The 22,499-nt window shown below is 46.8% G+C and carries 23 protein-coding genes and 1 tRNA gene; 10 read left to right on the top strand and 14 right to left on the bottom strand.

Annotated features, from left to right (window positions below; genetic code table 11):
- A complete protein-coding gene (locus tag KNQ03_RS02725) occupies nucleotides 1-1,203 on the top strand; it encodes a DUF1015 domain-containing protein (RefSeq protein WP_214723478.1) in 1,203 nt (400 codons plus the stop codon).
- Nucleotides 1,204-1,258: 55 nt separating this feature from the next.
- Here KNQ03_RS02725 and KNQ03_RS02730 read toward each other — a convergent pair whose 3' ends face one another.
- On the bottom strand, nucleotides 1,259-3,031 hold the full coding sequence (locus KNQ03_RS02730; RefSeq protein WP_214723480.1) for a glycoside hydrolase family 13 protein: 1,773 nt from the start codon (nucleotides 3,029-3,031) through the stop codon (nucleotides 1,259-1,261).
- Between the two features lie 194 nt (nucleotides 3,032-3,225).
- Between KNQ03_RS02730 and KNQ03_RS02735 the strand changes: the two genes are divergently transcribed.
- Together KNQ03_RS02735 and KNQ03_RS02740 are read left to right on the top strand one after the other, a co-directional pair.
- A complete protein-coding gene (locus KNQ03_RS02735) occupies nucleotides 3,226-3,939 on the top strand; it encodes a YebC/PmpR family DNA-binding transcriptional regulator (RefSeq protein WP_214723482.1) in 714 nt (237 codons plus the stop codon).
- Between the two features lie 245 nt (nucleotides 3,940-4,184).
- Nucleotides 4,185-4,478 (top strand): hypothetical protein, encoded by a 294-nt coding sequence (locus tag KNQ03_RS02740; protein ID WP_023468536.1) that lies wholly within the window; start codon nucleotides 4,185-4,187, stop codon nucleotides 4,476-4,478.
- 40 nt (nucleotides 4,479-4,518) lie between these two features.
- On the opposite strand, the gene KNQ03_RS02745 is transcribed toward KNQ03_RS02740, so the two are convergent.
- Nucleotides 4,519-4,770, bottom strand: a complete 252-nt coding sequence (locus KNQ03_RS02745) for a hypothetical protein (protein WP_029341919.1) — start codon at nucleotides 4,768-4,770, stop codon at nucleotides 4,519-4,521.
- A 357-nt stretch (nucleotides 4,771-5,127) separates the two neighbouring features.
- On the opposite strand from KNQ03_RS02745, the gene KNQ03_RS02750 reads away from it, so the two are divergent.
- The 7 genes from KNQ03_RS02750 to mnhG are packed head-to-tail and all read left to right on the top strand — an operon-like array spanning nucleotide 5,128 to nucleotide 10,915.
- Nucleotides 5,128-7,533 (top strand): Na+/H+ antiporter subunit A, encoded by a 2,406-nt coding sequence (locus tag KNQ03_RS02750; RefSeq protein ID WP_149427542.1) that lies wholly within the window; start codon nucleotides 5,128-5,130, stop codon nucleotides 7,531-7,533.
- Nucleotides 7,530-7,970 (top strand): Na(+)/H(+) antiporter subunit B, encoded by a 441-nt coding sequence (locus KNQ03_RS02755; protein ID WP_056062059.1) that lies wholly within the window; start codon nucleotides 7,530-7,532, stop codon nucleotides 7,968-7,970. The genes KNQ03_RS02750 and KNQ03_RS02755 overlap by 4 nt, the downstream gene beginning before the upstream one ends.
- Before the next feature lies 1 nt (nucleotide 7,971).
- Nucleotides 7,972-8,313, top strand: coding sequence for a Na(+)/H(+) antiporter subunit C (locus KNQ03_RS02760; RefSeq protein WP_023468540.1), 342 nt, complete (start codon nucleotides 7,972-7,974; stop codon nucleotides 8,311-8,313).
- Nucleotides 8,306-9,793: a Na+/H+ antiporter subunit D gene (locus KNQ03_RS02765; protein ID WP_149427543.1), complete on the top strand. Its 1,488-nt coding sequence runs from the start codon at nucleotides 8,306-8,308 to the stop codon at nucleotides 9,791-9,793. The genes KNQ03_RS02760 and KNQ03_RS02765 overlap by 8 nt, the downstream gene beginning before the upstream one ends.
- 3 nt (nucleotides 9,794-9,796) lie before the next feature.
- Nucleotides 9,797-10,273 carry a Na+/H+ antiporter subunit E gene (locus KNQ03_RS02770; RefSeq protein WP_047395595.1) on the top strand — a complete coding sequence of 159 codons (477 nt, stop codon included), beginning with the start codon at nucleotides 9,797-9,799 and terminating at the stop codon, nucleotides 10,271-10,273.
- A gap of 47 nt (nucleotides 10,274-10,320) precedes the next feature.
- Nucleotides 10,321-10,557 carry a Na(+)/H(+) antiporter subunit F1 gene (locus tag KNQ03_RS02775; RefSeq protein ID WP_369792030.1) on the top strand — a complete coding sequence of 79 codons (237 nt, stop codon included), beginning with the start codon at nucleotides 10,321-10,323 and terminating at the stop codon, nucleotides 10,555-10,557.
- The gene (gene mnhG / locus KNQ03_RS02780; RefSeq protein WP_047395592.1) at nucleotides 10,541-10,915 is read left to right on the top strand and encodes a monovalent cation/H(+) antiporter subunit G; all 375 of its coding nucleotides are present in this window, start codon (nucleotides 10,541-10,543) and stop codon (nucleotides 10,913-10,915) included. Before KNQ03_RS02775 ends, mnhG begins: the two co-directional genes overlap by 17 nt.
- A gap of 53 nt (nucleotides 10,916-10,968) precedes the next feature.
- On the opposite strand, the gene KNQ03_RS02785 is transcribed toward mnhG, so the two are convergent.
- The 12 genes from KNQ03_RS02785 to KNQ03_RS02840 all read right to left on the bottom strand — a co-directional run bounded on the left by KNQ03_RS02785 (nucleotide 10,969) and on the right by KNQ03_RS02840 (nucleotide 22,490).
- A complete protein-coding gene (locus KNQ03_RS02785; protein WP_050678277.1) occupies nucleotides 10,969-11,412 on the bottom strand; it encodes an Rrf2 family transcriptional regulator in 444 nt (147 codons plus the stop codon).
- 217 nt (nucleotides 11,413-11,629) lie between these two features.
- Nucleotides 11,630-12,526: a glycerophosphodiester phosphodiesterase gene (locus KNQ03_RS02790; RefSeq protein WP_214723484.1), complete on the bottom strand. Its 897-nt coding sequence runs from the start codon at nucleotides 12,524-12,526 to the stop codon at nucleotides 11,630-11,632.
- A 152-nt stretch (nucleotides 12,527-12,678) separates the two neighbouring features.
- Nucleotides 12,679-13,935 carry a 2-oxoglutarate dehydrogenase complex dihydrolipoyllysine-residue succinyltransferase gene (gene odhB, locus KNQ03_RS02795; RefSeq protein ID WP_214723486.1) on the bottom strand — a complete coding sequence of 419 codons (1,257 nt, stop codon included), beginning with the start codon at nucleotides 13,933-13,935 and terminating at the stop codon, nucleotides 12,679-12,681.
- Between the two features lie 35 nt (nucleotides 13,936-13,970).
- Nucleotides 13,971-16,811, bottom strand: coding sequence for a 2-oxoglutarate dehydrogenase E1 component (locus KNQ03_RS02800; protein WP_214723488.1), 2,841 nt, complete (start codon nucleotides 16,809-16,811; stop codon nucleotides 13,971-13,973).
- A gap of 312 nt (nucleotides 16,812-17,123) precedes the next feature.
- Entirely contained in the window at nucleotides 17,124-17,852 is a 729-nt protein-coding gene (locus KNQ03_RS02805; RefSeq protein WP_023468549.1) for an amino acid ABC transporter ATP-binding protein, read from the bottom strand.
- Nucleotides 17,849-18,493: an amino acid ABC transporter permease gene (locus KNQ03_RS02810; protein WP_023468550.1), complete on the bottom strand. Its 645-nt coding sequence runs from the start codon at nucleotides 18,491-18,493 to the stop codon at nucleotides 17,849-17,851. Before KNQ03_RS02810 ends, KNQ03_RS02805 begins: the two co-directional genes overlap by 4 nt.
- A 31-nt stretch (nucleotides 18,494-18,524) precedes the next feature.
- Entirely contained in the window at nucleotides 18,525-19,292 is a 768-nt protein-coding gene (locus KNQ03_RS02815) for a transporter substrate-binding domain-containing protein (RefSeq protein ID WP_214723490.1), read from the bottom strand.
- A gap of 202 nt (nucleotides 19,293-19,494) precedes the next feature.
- Nucleotides 19,495-19,578: transfer RNA gene (locus KNQ03_RS02820), tRNA-Leu, on the bottom strand.
- Nucleotides 19,579-19,620: 42 nt separating this feature from the next.
- Nucleotides 19,621-20,553: an alpha/beta hydrolase gene (locus KNQ03_RS02825; protein WP_029341930.1), complete on the bottom strand. Its 933-nt coding sequence runs from the start codon at nucleotides 20,551-20,553 to the stop codon at nucleotides 19,621-19,623.
- A 21-nt stretch (nucleotides 20,554-20,574) separates the two neighbouring features.
- A complete protein-coding gene (locus KNQ03_RS02830) occupies nucleotides 20,575-20,916 on the bottom strand; it encodes a hypothetical protein (protein ID WP_050678281.1) in 342 nt (113 codons plus the stop codon).
- A gap of 15 nt (nucleotides 20,917-20,931) precedes the next feature.
- A complete protein-coding gene (locus tag KNQ03_RS02835; RefSeq protein ID WP_214723492.1) occupies nucleotides 20,932-21,942 on the bottom strand; it encodes a S66 family peptidase in 1,011 nt (336 codons plus the stop codon).
- A 185-nt stretch (nucleotides 21,943-22,127) separates the two neighbouring features.
- On the bottom strand, nucleotides 22,128-22,490 hold the full coding sequence (locus KNQ03_RS02840; protein ID WP_023468555.1) for a DUF779 domain-containing protein: 363 nt from the start codon (nucleotides 22,488-22,490) through the stop codon (nucleotides 22,128-22,130).
- Nucleotides 22,491-22,499 lie beyond the last annotated feature (9 nt).

A 22,499-nucleotide genomic window follows, 5' to 3' on the forward strand; every position in this document is an offset into this window, starting at 1 on the left:
ATGCCAACTTTCGAACCTTTTGCGGCGTTACGACCGGACTCAAAATATGCGGCAGAATTTGCCGCCTTACCGTATGATGTTTATTCGCGCGAAGAAGCACGTTCCGAAATCCGACGTCATCCGCTGTCTTTTTTACGGATCGATAAAGCAGAAGCTACCCTTCCGTCATTGATCGCTGAAGATGACCCACGCGTTTATCAGCAAGCGGCGCTTGCCTTCGAAGAGAGTCAAACAAACGGCATCTTACAGCTCGATACGGACGAAACGTATTACATTTATCAGTTGTCAGATGGAACACATACACAATCCGGTTTCGTCGGATGTGTTGCCGTCAGTGATTATGAGACGAATCAAATTCGTAAACATGAGTTCACACGTCCTGATAAAGAGCGCGACCGTGTCCGACACGTCGAACAGTTACAAGCACATACGGGTCCGATTTTACTTGCGCATCAGACGGATGCACAACTCGAAGCAATCGTCACGACGATTACTGCTGGCGATCCCCTATATGATTTCACCGTCGATGGAGTGACGCATCGAATTTTTAAAATCACCGATCGCAATCATCTGTTGACGATCGGGAGCCAGTTCGCCCGTCACGATGCTCTCTATATCGCTGATGGTCACCATCGCGCTGCAGCAGCAGCCATCGCTGCCATTCGGACGGACCAGGAGGAAGCCCAACGTTTTCTTGGCGTCTCCTTCCCGCAGGATCAATTACGGATTCTCGGTTACCATCGGGTCGTTGAAGATTTGTACGGTCAATCCGTCGTTGATTTCCTTGAGCGATTAGCCCATCGCTTTACGATCACAAAAGGACGTGCCGAACAAACGAAGCCTCACCAAATCGAGATGTATCTCAACCGGCAATGGTATACCCTTTCGTACGATTCTGAACGAACAGGAACGAAAGCGAATCTCGACGTCTCGATTTTACAAGAAGAGTTGTTGACACCGTTACTCGGTATCGAAGATCCACGGACGGACGCACGGATCCAGTTCGTCGGTGGTCATAAGGGGTATGCCGGCCTTGAGCAAATCGTGGACTCTGGACATGCCGCTGTCGCTTTTCACTTGCATCCGACTTCGATCGAAGATTTAATGGCTGTGGCTGATGCGGGAGAAGTGATGCCGCCGAAGTCGACTTGGTTCGAACCAAAGCTTCGGAGCGGTTTACTGATCCATCCGTTTGATTCATAATGCACACGCACTAAAAAAGCAAGTCGCGGATTCGATATCCACGACTTGCTTTTTCTTATACGTGTCGCAAAAGAAGAGCTGACACAGCTTCTACTTGAATAGTTCCCGAAAACGTCGTTGCGTCTAACAGACTTTCATACGTTCCCTCAAGCGAAAGAGATTGTGACTCTTCACTGACGTTGACCACGAGCAAGTAAACCTGTTCGCCTTGACGTCGCTCAACAATAAATGTCTGTCTTGTATCATCGATCCTTTGGAAATGATACGTTCCGGCATTTGCTAAAACCGGATGCTGTTTTCGAAGGGCGATCAACTGTGCAACGTGATCGAACAACTCACGGTTCTGCTTCGTCTCATCCCATTCCATACACGCACGGTTTACCGGATCTTGCCCCCCAGTCATTCCAATCTCATCGCCATAATAGATGACGGGTGAACCCGGAAACGTCAACAGTGTAGTGAAGAGTAACTTCATTCGATCGATATTCCCTTTCGCACGTGTTAGAGCACGCGGCGTATCATGCGAGTCAATCAAATTGAACATGACCTCGTTGACATTTTGAGAATGCCAGTTTAAATTCCGGCTGACTGCATGTGAGAAATCACGAACGCTCGTCTCGCCCGTCGCAAAACAAGTCAAAAAGCTCTCGGTCAAACCGTAATTCATGACGGCATCAAATTGATCGCCGAGGAGCCATGGTTGTGAATCCGTCCAGCATTCGCCGACGATATAACATGTTCCGTTCGCAGCCCGGACTTCCTTTCGAAACTCACGCCAAAACGCATGATCGACTTCACTAGCGACATCCAGACGCCAGCCATCGATTCCGAATTCCTCGACCCAGTAACGTCCGACGTGAAGCAAGTATTGTTTGACGTCCGGATGGGCAGTATTCAACTTCGGCATGTTTCGTTCAAAGGCAAACACTTCATAGTTTGGAATCGATGGATCGACTGGGAAGGAACCAATCGTAAACCAGTTGGCGTATTTTGAATCTTGCCCCTTTTCTAAGACGTCCTGAAAGGCGGGGTGCTCTTCACTAATATGATTAAAGACGGCATCGAGTAATACGCGGATACCGTTCTCATGTAGCACATCGATCATCTTGCGGAACGTTTTCTCGTCACCGAACGCAGGATCAAGCTTCAGATAATCAAGCGTATCGTATTTATGATTGGATGGTGCCTCAAAGACTGGGCAGAAGTAGACACCCGTGACGCCAAGACGTTGTAAATGATCGACGTGATCGATGACCCCTTGAAAATCTCCACCAAAGAAATTCTGAAAAGCCGGTGCTTCACTTCCCCACTCCTTCGTTCCCGCTGGATCATTCGCCGGGTCACCATTCGCGAATCGTTCCGGGAAAATTTGATACCAGACCGTATCCTTCACCCACTCCGGTGTATCAAAGACATCCGTCGCATGAACATATGGCACAGAAAAATAATAGCCCGGATGATCGAGTGGCGCTTCGTCATACCAGCCACGCTCGGTTAATACGGCTGTCGTATCGCCATGAACCTCAAACCCATACCGTACCCGCTTCCGTTTTGGACGGATGGCAATGAACCAATAGTCATACGTCGCATCACTTCCATTGTGTTGCATCGGCGTCCGCTCTACTTTCCATGATTTTTCTTTCTCCGGATCAAAATTCCAATCTCGGTCTTCTTCTTTTTCCGCTTCCCATTCGTACGGATCACCATATATCAATTCAACTTTTTCAATATCGTCTTTAGCCGTCATAAGTCGGACATGGACCGTCTCTTGATCGTAAGCATAAACGAACGGTGATAATGCGCGATGAACTACCCCAGCCTGGTTCAAATTCTGCCACTCTCCCTTAAATTGATATTTCTCTATCGGTAAAGTTCCTTTCTTCCACATCGCTTAAACGTATTTAATAGAAATTCAACGGTTCCACCGACATTTTAGTTCAGTCTGTCAGGTAGTTTAAGGTATACTGATAACGCATAGGAAATCACGGATTTCTGACATTACGGAAAGAGAGTGGATACGAAATGGGTCGTAAATGGAATAACATCAAGGAAAAAAAAGCATCAAAAGACAAAAATACGAGTCGGATTTACGCAAAGTTCGGTCGTGAAATTTATGTAGCGGCTAAACAAGGTGAACCCGATCCAGAATCAAACCAAGCATTAAAGGTCGTTCTCGAACGAGCGAAGACATACAACGTGCCACGTGCCATCGTCGATCGGGCGATTGAAAAAGCAAAAGGTGGAGCGGAAGAAAACTACGATGTCTTGCGTTATGAAGGGTTCGGTCCAAGCGGTTCGATGGTCATCGTCGAAACGTTGACGAACAACGTTAACCGGACGGCTTCTGACGTTCGTGCTGCATTCGGAAAAAATGGCGGAAACATGGGCGTGAGCGGATCCGTCGCTTATATGTTCGATGCGACGGCAATCTTTGCGTTTGAAGGTAAAACTGCAGATGACGTTCTCGAATTGATGATGGAAGCGGATATTGATGTGCGCGATATCCTCGAAGAAGACGAATCTGTCATCATCTACGCTGAGCCGGAACAATTCCATGCTGTACAAGAAGCGTTGAAAGCTGCAGGCATTACTGAGTTCTCACTTGCCGAACTGGTCATGCTCGCCCAAAACGAAGTCGCGTTGTCTGAAGACGACGTCGCACAATTCGAGAAAATGACCGATGCACTGGAAGATCTTGAGGATGTGCAACAGGTCTACCATAACGTAGAACTATAATCAAAAAGACAAGGGGATGGTCACGACCATCCCCTTGTCTTTTTGATTATAGTTTCTGTATCGGTTAACGCCCGGAATCGGTCACGCACCGTCTGTATTCATCATAAAGTATGAAACGCGTTTCATAACAAGAACTAAAAAAAGATTCATTTATGATGTTTATTTCTTGAATTTAATGGGAATAGTAATATTCGGTGTTAAATATAACTTATTTTATTTTGAAGAAATAAAAGGAGGAACGAACGATGACATATTCTTTAATTGAAACATTCAAACACATCGTAAGCGAGGCAACTAGCTTTAAGCGTGTTGATTTCGGAGGATACGATATTTATATGCAGACAACAGATGGACGAACGATTACGGCACACATCCGCTATGATGGTGGTGGAACAGACTTCAATGAAGCTTATTTAATGCTCGAATCGAGTACCGGTCAACGTCGCACAGCGACCTTAACGCTTTATCAATTCGAACATCTCTCTTCTTATACTGCACACAGTGAACGGACACGTGCCCTAGTCACAACAAGTGCTTAATGACCATAAAACACGCCTCTCATTCGAGAGACGTGTTTTTTTAATTTTCTTCTCGCTCGAGGCGTTCGAGTTCTGCGTGTGTTTGTGGGAATCCATTCGCTTGCCAATCTGCCCGATGAATGGAATCCAGTTGTGTCAGTCCGACTTCAGCCGGATCGCGTTTCGCGTCGACACTTGGACGATGGTCAATATCATCTGAAGTCGATTTTCGTTGTTGGTATTGTTGATAGGCGATTGTCGCAATCGCTGCTAGACCACCTAAAATAACACCTGTCTTGAATGTTGCTCGCATGAAAGTTCCCCCTCTATGTTCATTAGTTGTGCTCTAGATAGATGTACCCGCGTTCCTTGAGTTTGAATCATTCTTCTCATGGATCCACGTGTTTTTTGAAAAAAATCAAAAAAAATTTCAGCCTATTTCTGCCGTGTTCCTACATATTTAATAATCAAGAGAAAAAATGGCTCTATCCCTTATGCTTCAACGCTTCACGTCATGCAAGAAGGAAAAAAGTACGCTATACTTGATTCAGAAACATCTTCGACGAACAAAATGAATCGTGTCTTCTACTGGACAGTTCCGAGCTTCAACAGCTTGCGTTCGCGTCCCTTTTTCATTTTTGGTCGTCGATGTCACAAAGGAGGGAATTTCGTGTCCGTGATGCACGGGGCTATTTTACTGCCCATATTGATCAGTCTTTTCATTCCGCTTCTAGCGAAACGCCTTCCGAACATTCATACCGGTTGGTTTGTACTTGTCGTACCTGTACTGCTCGTTTCGTATTTCAGCCGCTTTCTCCCTGGTTCGATGTCAGGTGAGACCTTTACGGCACGCATGCCGTGGATACCATCGCTCGGTATCGATTTCGTCACGTATCTTGACGGACTCGGCTTATTGTTCGCACTATTGATCACAGGAATCGGATCACTCGTCGTTCTTTATTCGATTTTTTATCTAGATGCGAAAAAAGAATCACTCGGAACATTTTATGTCTATCTGTTGATGTTCATGACCGCCATGCTTGGGGTCGTGTTGTCAGATAACATGGTCGTCCTCTATCTGTTCTGGGAATTAACGTCGATTTCGTCGTTCTTATTGATTGCCTACTGGTACGAGCGGGAACGTTCTCGTTACGGCGCTCAAAAATCGATGCTGATCACCGTCTTCGGTGGACTAGCGATGCTTGGGGGAATTGCGATTCTCTCTACACTCAGTGGATCGTTAAGTATTCGTGAGACGTATGCGTCACTTGAATCGATTCAAGGTGAACCCTTCTTTACGGTCGCCCTTGTTTTATTCTTGCTAGCTGCGTTCACGAAATCGGCTCAGTTTCCGTTCCACATCTGGTTACCAGATGCGATGGAAGCACCGACTCCTGTCAGTGCCTACTTGCACTCGGCAACGATGGTCAAGGCAGGGTTGTATCTTGTCGCTCGTTTTAGTCCGATTTTTGCGGATGAGTCGCTTTGGTTCTATCTCGTCTCATCTGTCGGAATATTCACCTTATTCTGGGGTTCACTCAATGCGGTGAAACAACATGATTTGAAAGGAATACTTGCTTACTCGACGATTTCTCAGCTTGGATTGATCATGTCCTTACTTGGACTTGGAGCTGCCGCCTTACACGTCGATGCCTTAGATGACGGATTATATACAATCGCGACAGTTGCTGCGATCTTCCATCTGATCAACCACGCGACGTTTAAAGGCAGTCTCTTCATGATGGCGGGAATCGTCGATCACGAGACTGGTACTCGCGATATTCGGAAGCTCGGTGGTCTTGCGCAACTCATGCCGATTTCGATGACGATTGCGATGATTGGGACGCTTTCAATGGCGGGGATTCCACCATTCAACGGGTTCTTGAGTAAAGAGATGTTCTTGACAGGTGTACTTCAAGTTTCAGGATCTGACTTGTTCCACTTACCATCTTACGGTTGGATCATTCCTGTACTCGCCGTCGTCGGAAGTATCTTTACATTCGTCTATAGCATCTTGATCGTCCGCAAAACATTCTTCGGTAAGCGTCAAGACGATAAGTTACCGAAAACACCACACGAGGCACCGATTGGAATGTTGATTCCACCTCTCGTCCTCGTCTCGCTCGTCGTTATCATCGGACTCTTCCCGAATCTATTATCGGATACGTTGATTCGACCGGCAGTCGAAGCGATCTTACCGCAAGTCGTTGATGCGGGTGGGAAGATTGATGTGCATATTTCAATGTGGCATGGATTCCAACCAGAATTTTTCCTGACGTTACTCATCTTTACAGTCGGGTTCATCTTGTATAAAACACTGCCACGCTGGCAATCGCTCTATAACCGGATGCCTCGTGCCGTCTCCTTGAATCATCAATATGACGCTTTATTACGTCGTGGTGAACAGACCTCGACAAAGATTCACGATACGGTCATGACCGGATACATGCGGTCATATCTCGTCTACATCTTCGGATTCATCGTCATCTTGATCTTGACGGCATTATACGGGTTTGATGCCTTCCGCTTCGCAGTTGATCCAATCAGCTCGATTGACGCGTATGAGATCATCCTTGCACTCGTTCTCGTTTCGAGTGCCCTTTCGATCACCTTTGCGCGTTCACGACTGACATCGATCATCTTGCTCGGTGTGACCGGTTATACGGTCGCTCTGTTCTTCGTCTTGTTCCGAGCGCCAGATCTCGCCTTGACACAACTCGTCATCGAGACAGTATCGGTCGCTCTATTCCTGCTCGTTTTCTATCGTTTACCGGAAATCAGTCGGAAAGAAGAACGCATTCCGTTCAAGCTCGGCAACGCCTTGATTTCAGCACTCGTCGGATTGACGGTGACACTCGTCGCCCTTGCTTCTCTCAGCCAACGATCGTTTACTTCAATCGCCAAGTATTACATCGATAATGTCGCTGATCTTGCCGCTGGCGGTAATATGGTCAACGTTATTCTCGTCGACTTCCGTGGCTTCGATACGTTGTTTGAGATTGCCGTTCTCGCACTTGCCGGAATCGGTATTTACACGATGATTAAATTCAGACGAACAGGAGGGATCGATAAATGAAAAAGCAGGCGAAAAAGCATACGAATGACGTCATCTTAGAGTCCGCGACTTCCTTTATCACGTTCGTCATCTTCCTGTTTGCTGTCTACTTGTTCTTTGCTGGACACTATACACCGGGTGGTGGTTTCATTGGTGGTCTTGTGACGGCGTCTGCTCTTGTCTTGATCTTACTTGCTTATGACATCAAGACGTTACGCCGGATTTTGCCATTCGACTACAAATGGATCACAGCACTCGGTATGTTGATTGCCGTACTGACGGCGTCAGGAGCGCTTCTGTTCAACGTACCGTTCTTCACACATGCACATGATTATTTCAACCTGCCGTTGTTCGGCAAGACATCGCTTCACACCGCGATGCTGTTTGATCTTGGAGTGTATCTTGTCGTCGTCGGTGTGACGATGACGATTATTCAAACGATTGGGGAGAGTGATTAATATGGAAATCATCATGGCGATCGCCGCAGGCATCCTGACGATGTGTGCCATTTATCTCATTCTTTCGAAAAGTATTCTTCGCATTATCATCGGAACAGGGTTGCTCAGCCACGCTGCCCATCTGCTCGTCATGACGATGGGGGGATTAAAACGAGGCGCGGCTCCGGTTTTAAAGGACGGCGTGACTTCCTATACGGATCCGCTACCGCAAGCACTCGTCTTGACCGCCATCGTCATCAGCTTTGGTGTCACTGCCTTTTTCTTGGTACTTGCTTATCGTGCCTATCAAGAACTCGGAACCGATAATATCGAAGAGATGAAAGGAACCGATTCGAATGATTAACTTACCGCTACTACCAATCATCATCCCTTTGTTGACGGGTGTCCTCTTGATGTTTTTCCCGCGACACCTCAAAGGACAACGAATCGTTTCCCTCTTTTCGACGATTTTGACTGTCTGTGCCTCCATCTATCTCGTGCTGACTGTCCGGTCAAACGGCATCTTAACAGTCACACTCGGTAGCTGGCCAGCACCTTTTGGTATCACGCTTGTCTCTGACATGCTATCCGCTTTACTCGTCACGACGACAAGCATTCTTGTTCTTTGTATCATCTGGTATGCCATTGTCTACTTGAGCGTTTCCTATCAACGGTACTACTATTTCATCGCCGTCCAATTCCTGCTCGTTGGTGTCAATGGTGCCTTTACGACAGGTGATATCTTTAACATGTTCGTCTTCTTCGAAGTCTTCTTGATTTCGTCTTATGTTTTGATCGTTCTCGGCGGGAAACCGGCACAATTACGAGAATCGCTGAAGTATCTTTTGATTAATGTCATCTCGTCTGCATTATTCGTCATGACCGTCGCCTTCTTGTACGGAATCATCGGATCACTCAGCATGGCGGATATCAGTCAAAAAATTTCAGAGGTCGGACAGCCGGCAATCCTCAACGTCATCGCCTTATTATTCCTGATCGTCTTCGGATTAAAAGGTGCGATCTTCCCGCTCTACTTCTGGTTGCCTGGTTCTTATCAAGTACCACCGACACCTGTTCTTGCTTTGTTCGGTGCCTTGTTGACGAAGGTCGGGGTCTACGGGATTTTACGGACGTATAGTTTGTTCTTCTCAAATGAGATTGGAACGATCCATCAAATCTTGAGTATCCTTGCGCTCAGTACGATCGTCATCGGGGTGATCGGTGCGCTCGCGACACGAGATGCGAAGCAAATCATCATCTACAACATCATCGTCGCAGTCGGAGTCATCTTGTACGGGGTTTCCCTCATGACACCGCAAGCGCTAGAAGGTGCGATTTTCTACCTTCTTCATGATATGTTGATTAAAGCCGCTTTATTCCTACTCGTAGGAATCATGGTCGGAATTGCCGGCTCGAGTAAGCTGAAAGATATGGGCGGGATGATCAAAGCCTATCCTGTATTAGGTTGGACGTTCTTCATCGCGGCGTTATCACTTGCCGGGATTCCACCGCTCAGCGGATTCATTGGGAAATTCCTGATTGTTCGTGGTGGTATTGAAGCCGGTGAGTTGATTGGACCAATCATCGTTCTACTATCCAGTCTACTCGTCTTGTATTCGGTCGTTCAATTGTTCATGCGTGCCTTTTGGGGAACACCGAAGACCTACTCTGGTGATAAACAAGCGCTTGTTCCCAAGCTGCTAGTTCCTACGATTGCCTTAGTTGCGCTCAGCGTTCTCTATGGAGTAGGTGCTGAGGCGATGCGTCCACTGATTCAACAAGCCGTCGAACCGTTGACGAATCCAACGCTCTATATCGATGCCGTACTAAAAGGAGGTCGTTAATTCATGCCATTTCAAGTCTTGCTCAACTTATTTCTTGCATTCTTGTGGATGTTTCTCTCAAACAATTTCTCGGCCTCCGGTTTCGTCATCGGTTACGCGCTAGGGTTGATTGCGATGTTCGCTTTCCGTCGCGGCTTCAAAGGACGCTTTTATCTCGGACCCGTCGTCGCACTCGTCCTATTGTTTTTCCGCTTTCTCTACGAGCTTGTCGTCGCGAACATCGATGTCTTGAAAATCATCTTAAAGCCGAAGTTAGATATTCAACCTGGTATCTTTGCTTATGAGACCGAACTCGATCAACCGTGGCAAATCACGTTGCTGTCAATGCTGATCACGCTGACACCGGGAACGCTTGTCGTTGATATCTCGGATGATAATAAGACACTCTACATTCATGCACTCCACATGCCAGAGGTCGATGAAGCGGTCGCTTCGATTCGTGATAGTTTTGAGAAAGCCATTCTGGAGGTGAGTCGGTGATGTTCGATATTTTAATCTATATCGCACTCGGGGGTGTCTTTCTCTCGATGCTTGGTCTGTTTTACCGGGTCATCAAAGGACCAAGTGTGGCGGATCGTGTCATTGCTCTTGATTCGATTGGTATCAGCTTGATTTCAATCGTTGGCCTTGTCTCGATCATCTTACGGACGAGCGACTACCTCGAAGTCATCCTGTTGATTGGTATACTCGCCTTCATCGGTACGGTTGCCTTTTCAAAATATATCGAGAAAGGAGAGATCATCGAACGTGATCGCAATCAATGAATTGATCGTCGCGGTCTTCGCCTTGCTCGGTATGGGATTTAGTCTCGTCACCGCGCTTGGTCTGATCCGCTTACCGGATGTCTATACGCGTGCTCACGCTGCATCTAAAAGCGCGACATTAGGTGTCATGTCGATTTTAATCGGCGTCATCATCTATTTCGTCACTGAAGATGGATTCTTCTCCTCTCGTGTCGTTCTCGGCATCCTGTTCGTGCTCATTACAGCACCGATTGGAGGACATCTGATCGCTCGTGCTGCATATTACAGCAATGTGCCGTTATGGAAATCATCTGTTCGTGACGACTTGTCTCAGAACAAAGAACATGTGGAACCAAAGAAACGCCAAGATGATGTATAAGTATCGCTATGACAAAACCCTCGTTTCCGTGAATGGAAGCGAGGGTTTTTTGATTAAGAACGCTGTAAAGGTGAGGCAGCAAACAAGAGTGCCAACTCATCACGATTATCCAGCAATTCTTCTAATGTATGTTGTTCCAGTTCCCGGATAAAAGCTCGAAGCGCTCGTCCGAGCACACCTTTTAGACGGCATCCAGGTTCGATGACACAATGACCGTTGCTTCCAAAACATTCGACGATATCCATCGGTTCCATCTCCCGAACGACTTTCCCGATGTTGATGTCTTTTGGATCACGAATCAAACGGAGTCCGCCTGACCGGCCTCTTGTTGATTCGACATAGCCAAGTTTCGCTAATTGTTGTGTCACCTTCATTAAATGGTTGGATGAGATGCCATAATGATTGGCAATCTGCGGCATTGGTGTGATGACATCCCGGTGCACCCCAAGATACATCAACACACGTAGTCCATAATCCGTATACTGTGTAATTCTCACGATCCTCACTCCATTCCTTCCCAAAACTGCACTGTTATCGTACCATGAAATACGAAACTGACTACATTGTTTTGTCTCATGATTCGAAATTCTGATAAACCTCTATAGGGTTTACGTATGGAATGAAATATTGGATTTAAAATACGAGTTTTAAAAACAAAAAAACTATTCCTCCTTTCCTGTTCGAAAGAAGAAATAGTGCTATTTCCTTTTTACCTTATTTTTTGTACAGTCCTGTCACGACATCATTAAAACGGTCGGCATAGTTCGTAAAGACACCTGTAACACCATAATCAAGCATACGTAACATATCTGCTTTTTCATTCACAGTATACGGGTGAAGTAACAAATCATGTGCGCGAATCGCTGCGACGTTCTCACGTGTCAATGCTTTGAAGGAAGGACCGACACCGACCGCATACTGACGGATTGCGGTTAATCGATCATCCGTCAAAGCCTTGACTTCATTTGCTTCCATCAATTGAACCAGTGGAACGTTCGGGTCGATGGCTCTGACTTTTTGAAGACTCGCTTCACTAAACGACTGAATCAAGACTTGTCCTGATTTGACCTTGTTACTCGACAATCCGTTCTGCTTTAGTACGTCGAGCAATTTCTGTTCCATTCCCGGGTACACTTCCGGTGATTTCGTCTCGATGTAGTAATTCGCATGTTTCCCATACTTACTCAAGACTTCTTGAAGCGTCGGTACTTTCAGACCGACATATGATTTTTTCGCAAGGGTCGGGTTCGCTTCATTAAACCAGCTACCGACATCAAGTTTCTTGATTTCAGCAAGCGTTTTATCTTTGACGGCACCCGTTCCGTTCGTCGTCCGATCAACCGTTTCATCGTGCATCGCAATCAATTGACCGTCTTTTGTCATCTGTAAATCAATTTCGATGTAATCTGCTTTGAATGTCTTATGTCCCATTTCATAAGCTGGCATCGTATGCTCTGGCGCGTATCCTGAAGCTCCACGGTGAGCAACATTGATGATTCGATTTGGATCGAGTAACGATTTTCCTTTTGAATGTGCGCTGACATCTTTTGTCGGAAGACCCGTGCTTAATACGGCTCCTGCTACCATCGTCAATCCAAATTGTTTCAACATAATCAATTCCCCCTTGAAATATTCTTACAACACTTATCCTAAATCGTATGTATGAAGCTGATATAGAGATGATGTAAATGTCGTTTCGTGTTTTGATGACAAAGTGATATCAACAAAAAAAAGACCCGCATCTAAAACGGGTCTTTTTATGATTACGCTTCGAAAATCAAAGACTCTGGATCTTCAAGGAGATCTTTAATGTGCTTCAAGAACGTAACGGCTTCTTTTCCATCAACGATTCGGTGATCATAAGAGAGTGCGACATACATCATCGGACGGTTTTCCATGCGTTCAGCATCAATCGCTACAGGACGTAAGTTGATTGCGTGCATTCCGAGAATCGCGACTTGTGGACCGTTTAAAATCGGTGTCGACATGAGTGAACCGAACGTACCACCATTCGTGATCGTGAACGTACCACCCGTCAAATCAGATAGACCGAGTTTATTATCACGCGCCTTGACCGCTAGTTGAATGATGTCTTTTTCAATCTCAGCGAAGTTCTTCTTATCCGCATCACGAACGACCGGAACGACGAGACCGTCTGGTGCTGAAACGGCAATACCGATATCATAGAATTTTTTGAGGACGATTTCATCGCCTTGAATCTCAGCATTCAAATATGGCATCTTTTTAAGTGCTGCGACTGCTGCTTTCGTAAAGAATGACATGAAGCCGAGCTTGACTTCGTTTTCCTTCACGAATTTCTCTTGGCGACGTTTACGCAGTGCCATGACCGCTGACATATCGATCTCATTGAATGTCGTCAACATCGCTGCCGTTTGTTGAACTTCAACGAGTCGGTTCGCGATTGTCTTACGACGGCGTGACATCTTGATTCGCTCTTCCGGTTTCCCAGGAGTGGCTGCAGGTGCTGGTGCCGGTGTAGCAGGTTTCGTAGGAGCCGGTTTTGCTTGCTCACGTGGTGCTACTTCAAACGTCGCGACGTCTTGCACGCGAATCCGACCGAGCGGATCTTGCGTTGCCACTTGTGCTAAATCAATTCCTTTTTCACGAGCCAGTTTACGGGCAGCAGGTGAAGCAATCGGACGATCCGCAACAGATGTACTTTCAGTCGCTGCTGCAGCCACCGGTTGTTCCGTTTTTTCTTCTACTTTTGGTGTCTCTTTTGGCGTTTCTTGTACTGTTTCTGCCGCAGCCGGTTTTGGAGCCTCGCCACCAGCAGAGATGACAGCAATCGTTTCCCCGACGCGAACTGTATCTCCTTCAGCAGCCATCACTTCCGTCAACGTACCCGCTTCATCTGACGGTACTTCGATGTTGACTTTATCTGTCTCGAGTTCAACGATGGCTTCCCCTTTTTCTACGTGATCACCTGGTTGTTTTAACCAAGACGCCACCGTTCCTTCTGTAATTGATTCGGCAAGTTCTGGTACTTTGATTTCCATCGTATTCTCCCCCTATGACTCGATTCTATCTTAAGTTATGATGTGTGATTTGATACGTGTGATGGTGCTGTTGGAGTAGAAGCAGTCGCTGTGAGTGCATCATTAATGATACGTGCCTGCTCTACTTTATGACCTGACGGGTCACCTTCTGCTGTACTCGAACGACGACGACGACCGATGTAACGGACGGTTTGGATGCCGTTCGGTGCAACTGTCTCAAGTCGAGGTTCCATGAAGGACCAAGCCCCCATGTTTTTCGGTTCTTCTTGTACCCAGACCATCTCTTCGACGGCTTCATAGCGCGCGATGACTTCTTTTAAGGCTTTTGCCGGGAATGGATACAACTCCTCGACCCGGACGATTTGTAGCCAATTGAGATTCTCATCTGATTTCGAAACGGCTTCAGCTAGGTCGATTGCCATCTTACCAGAACAGAACACAAGACGTTTAACACGATCTGGCGCTTCTCCGAGCCCTGACTGTTCGATGACACGTTGGAAACTACCTTCCGTCAACTCAGAGACATCCGATGTTGCAAGCGGATGACGCAAGAGACTCTTCGGCGTCATGACGACGAGCGGTCGGACTTCCTCTTTTCCGAGAATCGCTGCTTGTCGGCGCAATAAGTGGAAGTACTGGGCAGCACTCGATACGTTCGCGACTGTCCAGTTTTTCTCACCCGATAACGTCAAGAAGCGTTCTAAACGACCACTCGAGTGTTCTGGTCCTTGCCCTTCATAACCATGCGGAAGCAACATGACGAGACCTGACGTTTGTCCCCATTTCGCGCGGCTAGCTGAGATGAACTGGTCGAAGATGACTTGTCCTGAGTTCGCAAAGTCCCCATATTGCGCTTCCCATAATACGAGAGTTTCCGGAGCGAAGACGTTATAACCGTATTCAAAACCAAGTACACCTGCTTCAGACAACGGACTGTTGTAGACCGAGAATGATGCAGTTGCCGTTGATAAGGCATGGAGTGGCGAGAAGCCTTCTCCTGTTTTCACATCATGAAGATTAATGTTCCGTTGTGCGAACGTTCCTCGTTCAGAATCTTGACCGCTCAAGCGGATTGGTGTTCCATCTGAGAGAATCGAAGCGAACGCCAATGTTTCGGCATGTCCCCAGTCAATTCCGTTCTTTGTCGAGAACGCATCCGTCCGGCGCTTCAGGACCTTCTCAAGTTTATGGAACACCTGGAAGCCATCCGGCCACTGTAATAATTCTTCGTTGTACGCTGTTAGTGTTTCGATCGAGACCCCTGTCTCGATTGTCGGTACGCCTTTAAAGACGACGTCCGGCATGACCCCACCATACTCTTTCTCGACGTTCGGTACTTTTTCACGAGCCGCTTTCATTTGATCATTGATCGACGTTTCAATCGATTGAATTTCGTCAGCTGTCGCATCCCCGTTCGCGACAAGCGTTTTCCCGTACAAGACACGAATTGGATCATGTTTATGAATCAAATCGTATAAGACCGGGTTCGTATTCATCGGTTCATCCATTTCGTTATGACCAAAACGACGATATCCTATTAAATCAATCATGACATCCTTCTTAAACGTTGCCCGGTACTCGCTCGCGAGCAAAGCGACTGCGAGACAGCTTTCCGGCTCATCCGCGTTGACGTGGAAGACTGGGATCTCGTATCCTTTGGCAAGATCACTCGAGTAACGCGTCGAACGGGAGTCCGTCGGCTCCGTCGTGAAGCCGATCGTGTTGTTCGCGATGATATGAATCGTTCCGCCGGTGTTATATCCTTTGAGATTCGCTAAATTCAATGTTTCAGCCACAATTCCTTGACCTGGGAACGCTGCATCCCCATGAATGAGGATCGCAGCTGCTGCTGCTTGCTCTTGACGTGGTGCCCCTTTTTGTGAGCGATCATCTTGAGCCGCACGTGTGAAGCCTTCGACGACTGGGTCGACGAACTCAAGGTGCGACGGATTGTTCGCAAGCGTCATCCGCACGTTACGTGTCTCTTGCTCGAGTTTTCGGTTTAAACCGAGGTGATACTTCACGTCGCCCGTCCAACCGTACGTGATCCCGATCGATCCTTCAGATGGTACGAGGTCGTGGTTCGGTGCATGCTGGAACTCAGCAAAGATCATTTCATATGGCTTCCCAAGTACGTGCGCCAAAACGTTCAACCGTCCACGGTGTGCCATTCCGATATTAATCGTCTCCGACCCGTTCGAGATGAGGTGTCCGACGATCGTGTCGAGCAATGGCACCATCGCGTCAAGTCCTTCAATCGAGAAGCGTTTTTGACCGACATATGTTTTGTGCAAGTATTTTTCGAAGAGGTCCGTTTCAGCTAAGCGTTTGAACAACTGTTTCTTTTGTTCAGCGTCTAGCGTCGCCGTCAAAGCACCTTGCTCGATTTTCTGTCGGAGCCATTTCTTTTCATCGAGATCGTCGACATGCTGGAACTCAACTGCGGCTGCTCCCGTGTACTGCGCTTTTAAATGTTCGATGCCTTCAAACGCGTCCTGTACACCAGTTGGTGGTTCAGGACAGACGAGTGAGACTGGCATTTTTCGAAGATCTGCCTCTGTCAATCCGTACTGACTCAATTCGAATAATCCTGTTTCTCGCGGATGGTCCTTCAGCGGATAGATATCCGCCGCAAGATGTCCTTTTGCACGAATTTGTTCCGCTAAACGATTCGCCGCAAGATATTTTTCGAAATCTCCTGTCTCGACTTGCATCGGTACGACTGGTTCCGTCACGGGTGCACCATGCTCTTCAAAATAAGCACGTGTCTCCTCATCAACGGATGTCTTGTCTTCTAAAAAACGCTCGTACAATTCAATGATGTAGCCAAGGTTTGGTCCATAGAATGCTTGTTGATCTTGCTCGTGGCCTGCCATGTACGGTTCCCCCCGTTTCTATATTTCTCCCCACACATCCAGTGGATACTCGATGTGTTTCCAGCCCTCTACCTGTTAGCGCTTTCAAAAGGAATTGCATGAATAAAACGCTGAACGTCATGAGAAGGAATGATCGTGTCATTCTTCCATGAAAGTGCCTTCGTTACTATATTACTACTCTTTTCCTGTGTGTGCATTTCGAATTCCCAAATTCTCACGCTTAAATGTATAAGTTTTTCTTATGAGCGCTTAGACAGTTATTTATGATTCGTCAAAAGACCGGCGTATCCGCATTTAGATACGCCGGTTCCATCATAAGACTTTACTAAGGAACGATTGCGTCCGTTCGTGTTGTGGAGAATCAAACAATGCTTGTGGCACGTTCTCTTCGACGATATAGCCACCATCCATGAATAAGACGCGATCTCCGACCTCTCGAGCAAATCCCATCTCATGGGTCACGACGACCATCGTCATGCCTTCAAGGGCAAGCTGTTTCATGACGGCAAGCACGTCACCGACCATTTCCGGGTCAAGCGCTGACGTTGGCTCATCAAATAACATGATTTTCGGATTCATTGCAAGCGCGCGGGCAATCGCGACCCGCTGTTTTTGCCCCCCAGATAATTCACCTGGATAATTATCCGCTTTTTCACGTAATCCGACTTTATCGAGTAATTCAAGTGCCCGCTGTTTCGCCTGTTCTTTATCCGATTTACGCACTTTGATCGGTGCAAGCGTGACGTTTTCTAGCACGGTCTTATGCGGGAAGAGATTAAAATGTTGAAAGACCATCCCGACTTCTTCCCGGACCTTGTTGATATCGACCTTTGGACTCGTAATATCGAAATCATCGACGATGACCGTGCCACCTGTAATCTCTTCCAATCGATTCAAACAGCGTAAAAACGTACTTTTCCCAGATCCCGACGGACCGATGACACAAACGACTTCTTTTTCGGCAATCGAGACGTTGATGTCTTTTAAGACTTCATTCGAACCGAATGATTTCTTTAGATTCTTTACTTCTATGATACTCATCGTAATGTAAACCTCCGTTCCAAGAACTTCGCCACTAAGGACAAGAGATAAATGATGACGAAGTACATCAATCCGACGACGGACCAGACGATGAATGGTTCAAACGTCGTTGACTGCTGCACTTGACCTTGTTGTGTCAAGTCAGCGATTCCGATAATCGACAACAACGATGTATCTTTTAAGCTGATGATCGATTGGTTCGTAATCGTTGGTAACATCCGTCGGAATGCTTGCGGTAAGATGATCTGTACCATCGTTTGACGCCCTGTCATCCCGAGTGAACGCGCAGCTTCTGTTTGTCCTTTATCAATCGACTGGATACCAGCTCGAATGATCTCCGCAAAATAAGCACCGGCATTGATTGCGACCGTCAGTATCCCTGCATACATCCGGTCCATCGATAACCATTCGAGCGAATTGAGTCCAAAATAGATGAAGAATAACTGAACGATGAAGGGCGTTCCGCGAATGACATCAATATAGACAATTGCGATCCCGTTTAAGATTTTTGATGGTGATAACCGCATCAATGCGACGACTAAGCCAATCAGAAAGCCGACGATGACCGCGATGATGAAAATATACAATGTGACTTGAAGCCCTTCCAAGAAAAATGGAAATGCGGTTTTGACCACTTCCATTGGCTATCCCACTCCCTTATCGCCTTGCGACTTATTTCAGATACGTGTCAACGATTTTATCGTATTCACCGTTTTCTTTCAGATTCGCAAGTCCTTTGTTGATTTTCTTCATCAGATCCTCGTTCTCACCTTTTAAGACAGCGATTCCGTAGTTGTCCCCGTTGAGACGGTCTCCGACAAGTTTTAATCCAAGGTTTTGTTGTTTGTTTGCATATGAGATGACAGGATAATCTTCAATCAAAGCAGCAGCGTTACCGTTCTTCACTTCTTGGAACATCGCTGGACTGTCATTGAACTGTGTGACCGTGAATCCCAGTTTGTCTGCGTTATCCGTTGCATATTTCGCACCCGTCGTTCCCTTTTTGACGGCTACTTTTTTCCCTTTTAAATCGTTGACGGATTTAATACCATTCTCATCTTCTTTGACGACTAGAATAAGACCAGCTTTGAAGTATGGATCCGAGAATGTGACGACTTTCTTCCGTTCTGGCGTAATACTCATACCAGCAATGGCAACGTCCAATTGATTTGCTTGAAGTGCCGGAATAATGCCGCTAAAGTCCATCGCTTCAAATTGAATCTTGAAGTTCTGATCCTTCGCGATTGCTTTCATGAGATCGATGTCGATTCCTTTGTACGTATCCCCGTCTTTATATTCGAATGGTGGATACGTGACGTCAATGCCGACCTTATAAGTCTTTTCTTCAGACGACTCTTCTTCTTTCGAACCGATGCTACATGCACCAAGTACGAGAACACAGCTCATCAAGAGCGCTAGCAAGATACTCCCTTTTTTCATGTTTGTTTCCCCTCTCCTATGTGTTAAAGATTGTCTACTTCACTTAGTACTTTCCCTGAAGAGTACCCTCTTTAAAACGTATTTTACCAGAAAAATTCTAAAAAGATAAATATTTCTGAATTTTTATTCGTTGTAATCGTTTTCTATTCAGCAACAAAAAAGAAGGCAACCCCTTGCTGGGATTGCCTCCTTCAATCATTTATGCCGCCGAGAGGACTTGAACCTCCACGGTGTTGCCACCACTAGATTCTGAGTCTAGCGCGTCTACCAGTTCCGCCACGACGACGTTGATTTATGATATTAATATAGCGGGTAACGAACTGAGTTGTCAATCATTTCGCAAGATGTTGCGAACGAACTTCTCGACGACATCATCATACAATGCCGGATCCTCAAAATAGGCCATCGCGTGAGCGGCATTTGGAATGACGACGAGCTCTTTTTCCGTTGGACAAGCTTCATACAGCTCATATACCATATCTGTCGGTACAAACGTATCCGCCCCACCATGGATGAACAAAATCGGTACCTGTGCTTTTTTGACTTGTTTCAACGCTGATGCTTCACGGAACGTATAACCTGCCTTTAGCTTCGTCAATACGCTCGTCATGCCTAAGAACGGAAAGTGTGGTAGTCGATACATCCGCTTCATCTGATACGCAAGGACAGCATTGACGGACGTATAGGCACAATCAGAAATGATTCCTTTGATTTGTGGTGGGAGTTGTTCGCCACTCGTCATCAATACGGTCGCCCCTCCCATCGACACCCCATGCAAGAACAGTTTCGCATCCTGTCCGATCCGTTCAATCAGATAGTTCGACCAACTGAGACAATCTTCCCGATCATGCCATCCGAATCCGATATAGTGACCGTCACTCATTCCGTGTCCACGATTATCGGGCATCATGACATGGAAACCCGCCTGATGGTACAGATAGGCGAATCCGGCTAAATCCGTTCCGACGCCTCCGTACCCATGCACAAGAATGACGATCCGATCTGACGGAACAGGTGACGGAAGAAAATGCCCGCGTAACGTTAAACCGTCTTTCGCTTCAATCTCGATCCGCTCAAGCGGTTGCTCCTTGATCCACGTCTGACCAGGTTGCATCAATCGGACCATCTCGTCACTTAAATCTCGATTATTCGATAAGAATGGCTTTGGATTCGTGGCGATTGCCATCTCATAAAAATAATAACTCGCTGCTACTAATCCGGATCCGATGACTCCGATTCCAATTTTTGTTCTGCGACGCATCTGCCCCACTCCTTCTTTCCGTTATAGCTCGATCTTCAGTTGAGCAGCATGGTCATCCTCTTCATCCTGCAAGACTTGTTGACGTAATCGTTGTTCTTGTTGCTGACGCCGGTAGGCAAATTCCTGGACAAGCTCTGTACCCGTGAATCCATCTTCTACGAGTTCGCTCAATAATTCCGTTTCTGTCTCGACGACCTCCCCCGGACGTCGCATGACGAGAACATCTCCGACTTGTGCAATCAGCAATTCATCTTCTAGACGAAGTGCATCGTAAAATGGTTCAGGTAACGTCATTCGACGTGTCTCAGGATTGATATGGACGCGTTTATAAACGCCTAATGCTTGAAACTTACGACGTGCCATTGCGTGCTCTCCTTTTTAGTTGAACGTCAGATCGATTCGTGAATCTTTCCCTTGAATACGAACCGTCCCCGTCGCTCCATTGATTAACGTCAACTGTGGCGGTTGATGACCGATGTCAAGATCATATAAGACTGGTAAGCCCGTCTCATCCGCGAGAGATTGATATACGTCTAGCCATGTCAGATCTTCTATAATCCTTGCAGACGTACGGCCAAATAAAAAGCCAGCCGCATGGTCGAACCACCCAGCATACGCCATTTGTCGCAGCGTCCGGTGTACCTCTGCAGAATTCGCTTCAGACACCTCAAAGTACCAGAGTATCGGTTCTCCGTTGATCTCTTCACGCTGGAAACGCTGCACATCTCCATACGGTGTCCCAATCAGATGGCGAATCGTCTCCAGACACCCACCAAGTAACCGTCCAGCCACTTCTGTTCGCTCATCAAGTGCTTTCCATTCCGTCGCTTCCGTTAGCTGAAATAACGAACCTGTTGGACGTTCTTCATCAGTCCACTCGGGTTGATAACGATCGGAAGCCCATTGTGTGACGGTTCCTCCAGTTGGCGTCGCGAGCACCCGTCGCCAGGCACTTGTCGTCTCGTCCCATTCTTCACTCCGAAGCTCCACGAAATTCGGACCATGTGCTGTCGCGATTCCCGTCTGAAGCGTCAGACTGAGCAATAACGTACTGATATCGGAATAGCCAAGCAACCATTTTGTTTGGTAAGTAGCTAGCGTCAACTCGGGTAAAAGATCAATGGCGCGTTCCCCACCAAATGGCGGGATGACGGCATCAATCGTCTCATCCGTCATCATGTGATTCAATTCCTCCGCCCGTTGTTTGACCGGTGTACTCTCAGCAAGTTGATGCGACCAAATCGTTTCGCCTAAACGGACGTTCATTTGCCGTGCTTGTACCTGTTCAACTGCTTGTTCGACCCATTCCTGTTGCTGTTCACGTAATCCGGAGGAGGGCGCCGTCACTCCGATCGTTTGACCTGTCCAACCTAAAAATGGATATTTCATGGTGACCCCCTATAATGTCATAGTGTGAAACTATCTTCTCGTCAAAATATGAGTTCATTATACCGTTCTTATGCCGCATTACCAACTTTTATCCTGTTCGAACGTCGTGATACGAACAAAAAAACACGATTCCGTACGAGCGACCTGAATGAACAAGTCAACTCGACGAAACCGTGTTTGATTCCTTAGCTTGATGCTGATAGTTCAGCGTATTCCTCTTGCGTGAACGCACGGGAGCGTGTCAAAAAACGTTTCCCTTCGACACCTTCAAGAGAGAACATTCCGCCTCGACCATCCACGACATCAATGATGAGTTGCGTATGTTTCCAGTACTCATATTGATCTTCATGAATATAAAACGGACAACCACCGATCTCTCCCAGTTTTTTATCCTGATCTCCCAGGAATAGATCACCCTGCGCAAAACACATCGGGGAACTGCCATCGCAACAACCACCAGATTGATGAAACATCAACGGACCGTGTTTTTCTCTCAACTGGTCGATTAACTCTAGACAAGCTGCTGTCGCCTGAACACGTTCCACCATTTGCATCCA

The organism is Exiguobacterium sp. s143, from assembly GCF_018618895.1.
Taxonomy (GTDB): domain Bacteria; phylum Bacillota; class Bacilli; order Exiguobacteriales; family Exiguobacteriaceae; genus Exiguobacterium_A; species Exiguobacterium_A abrahamii.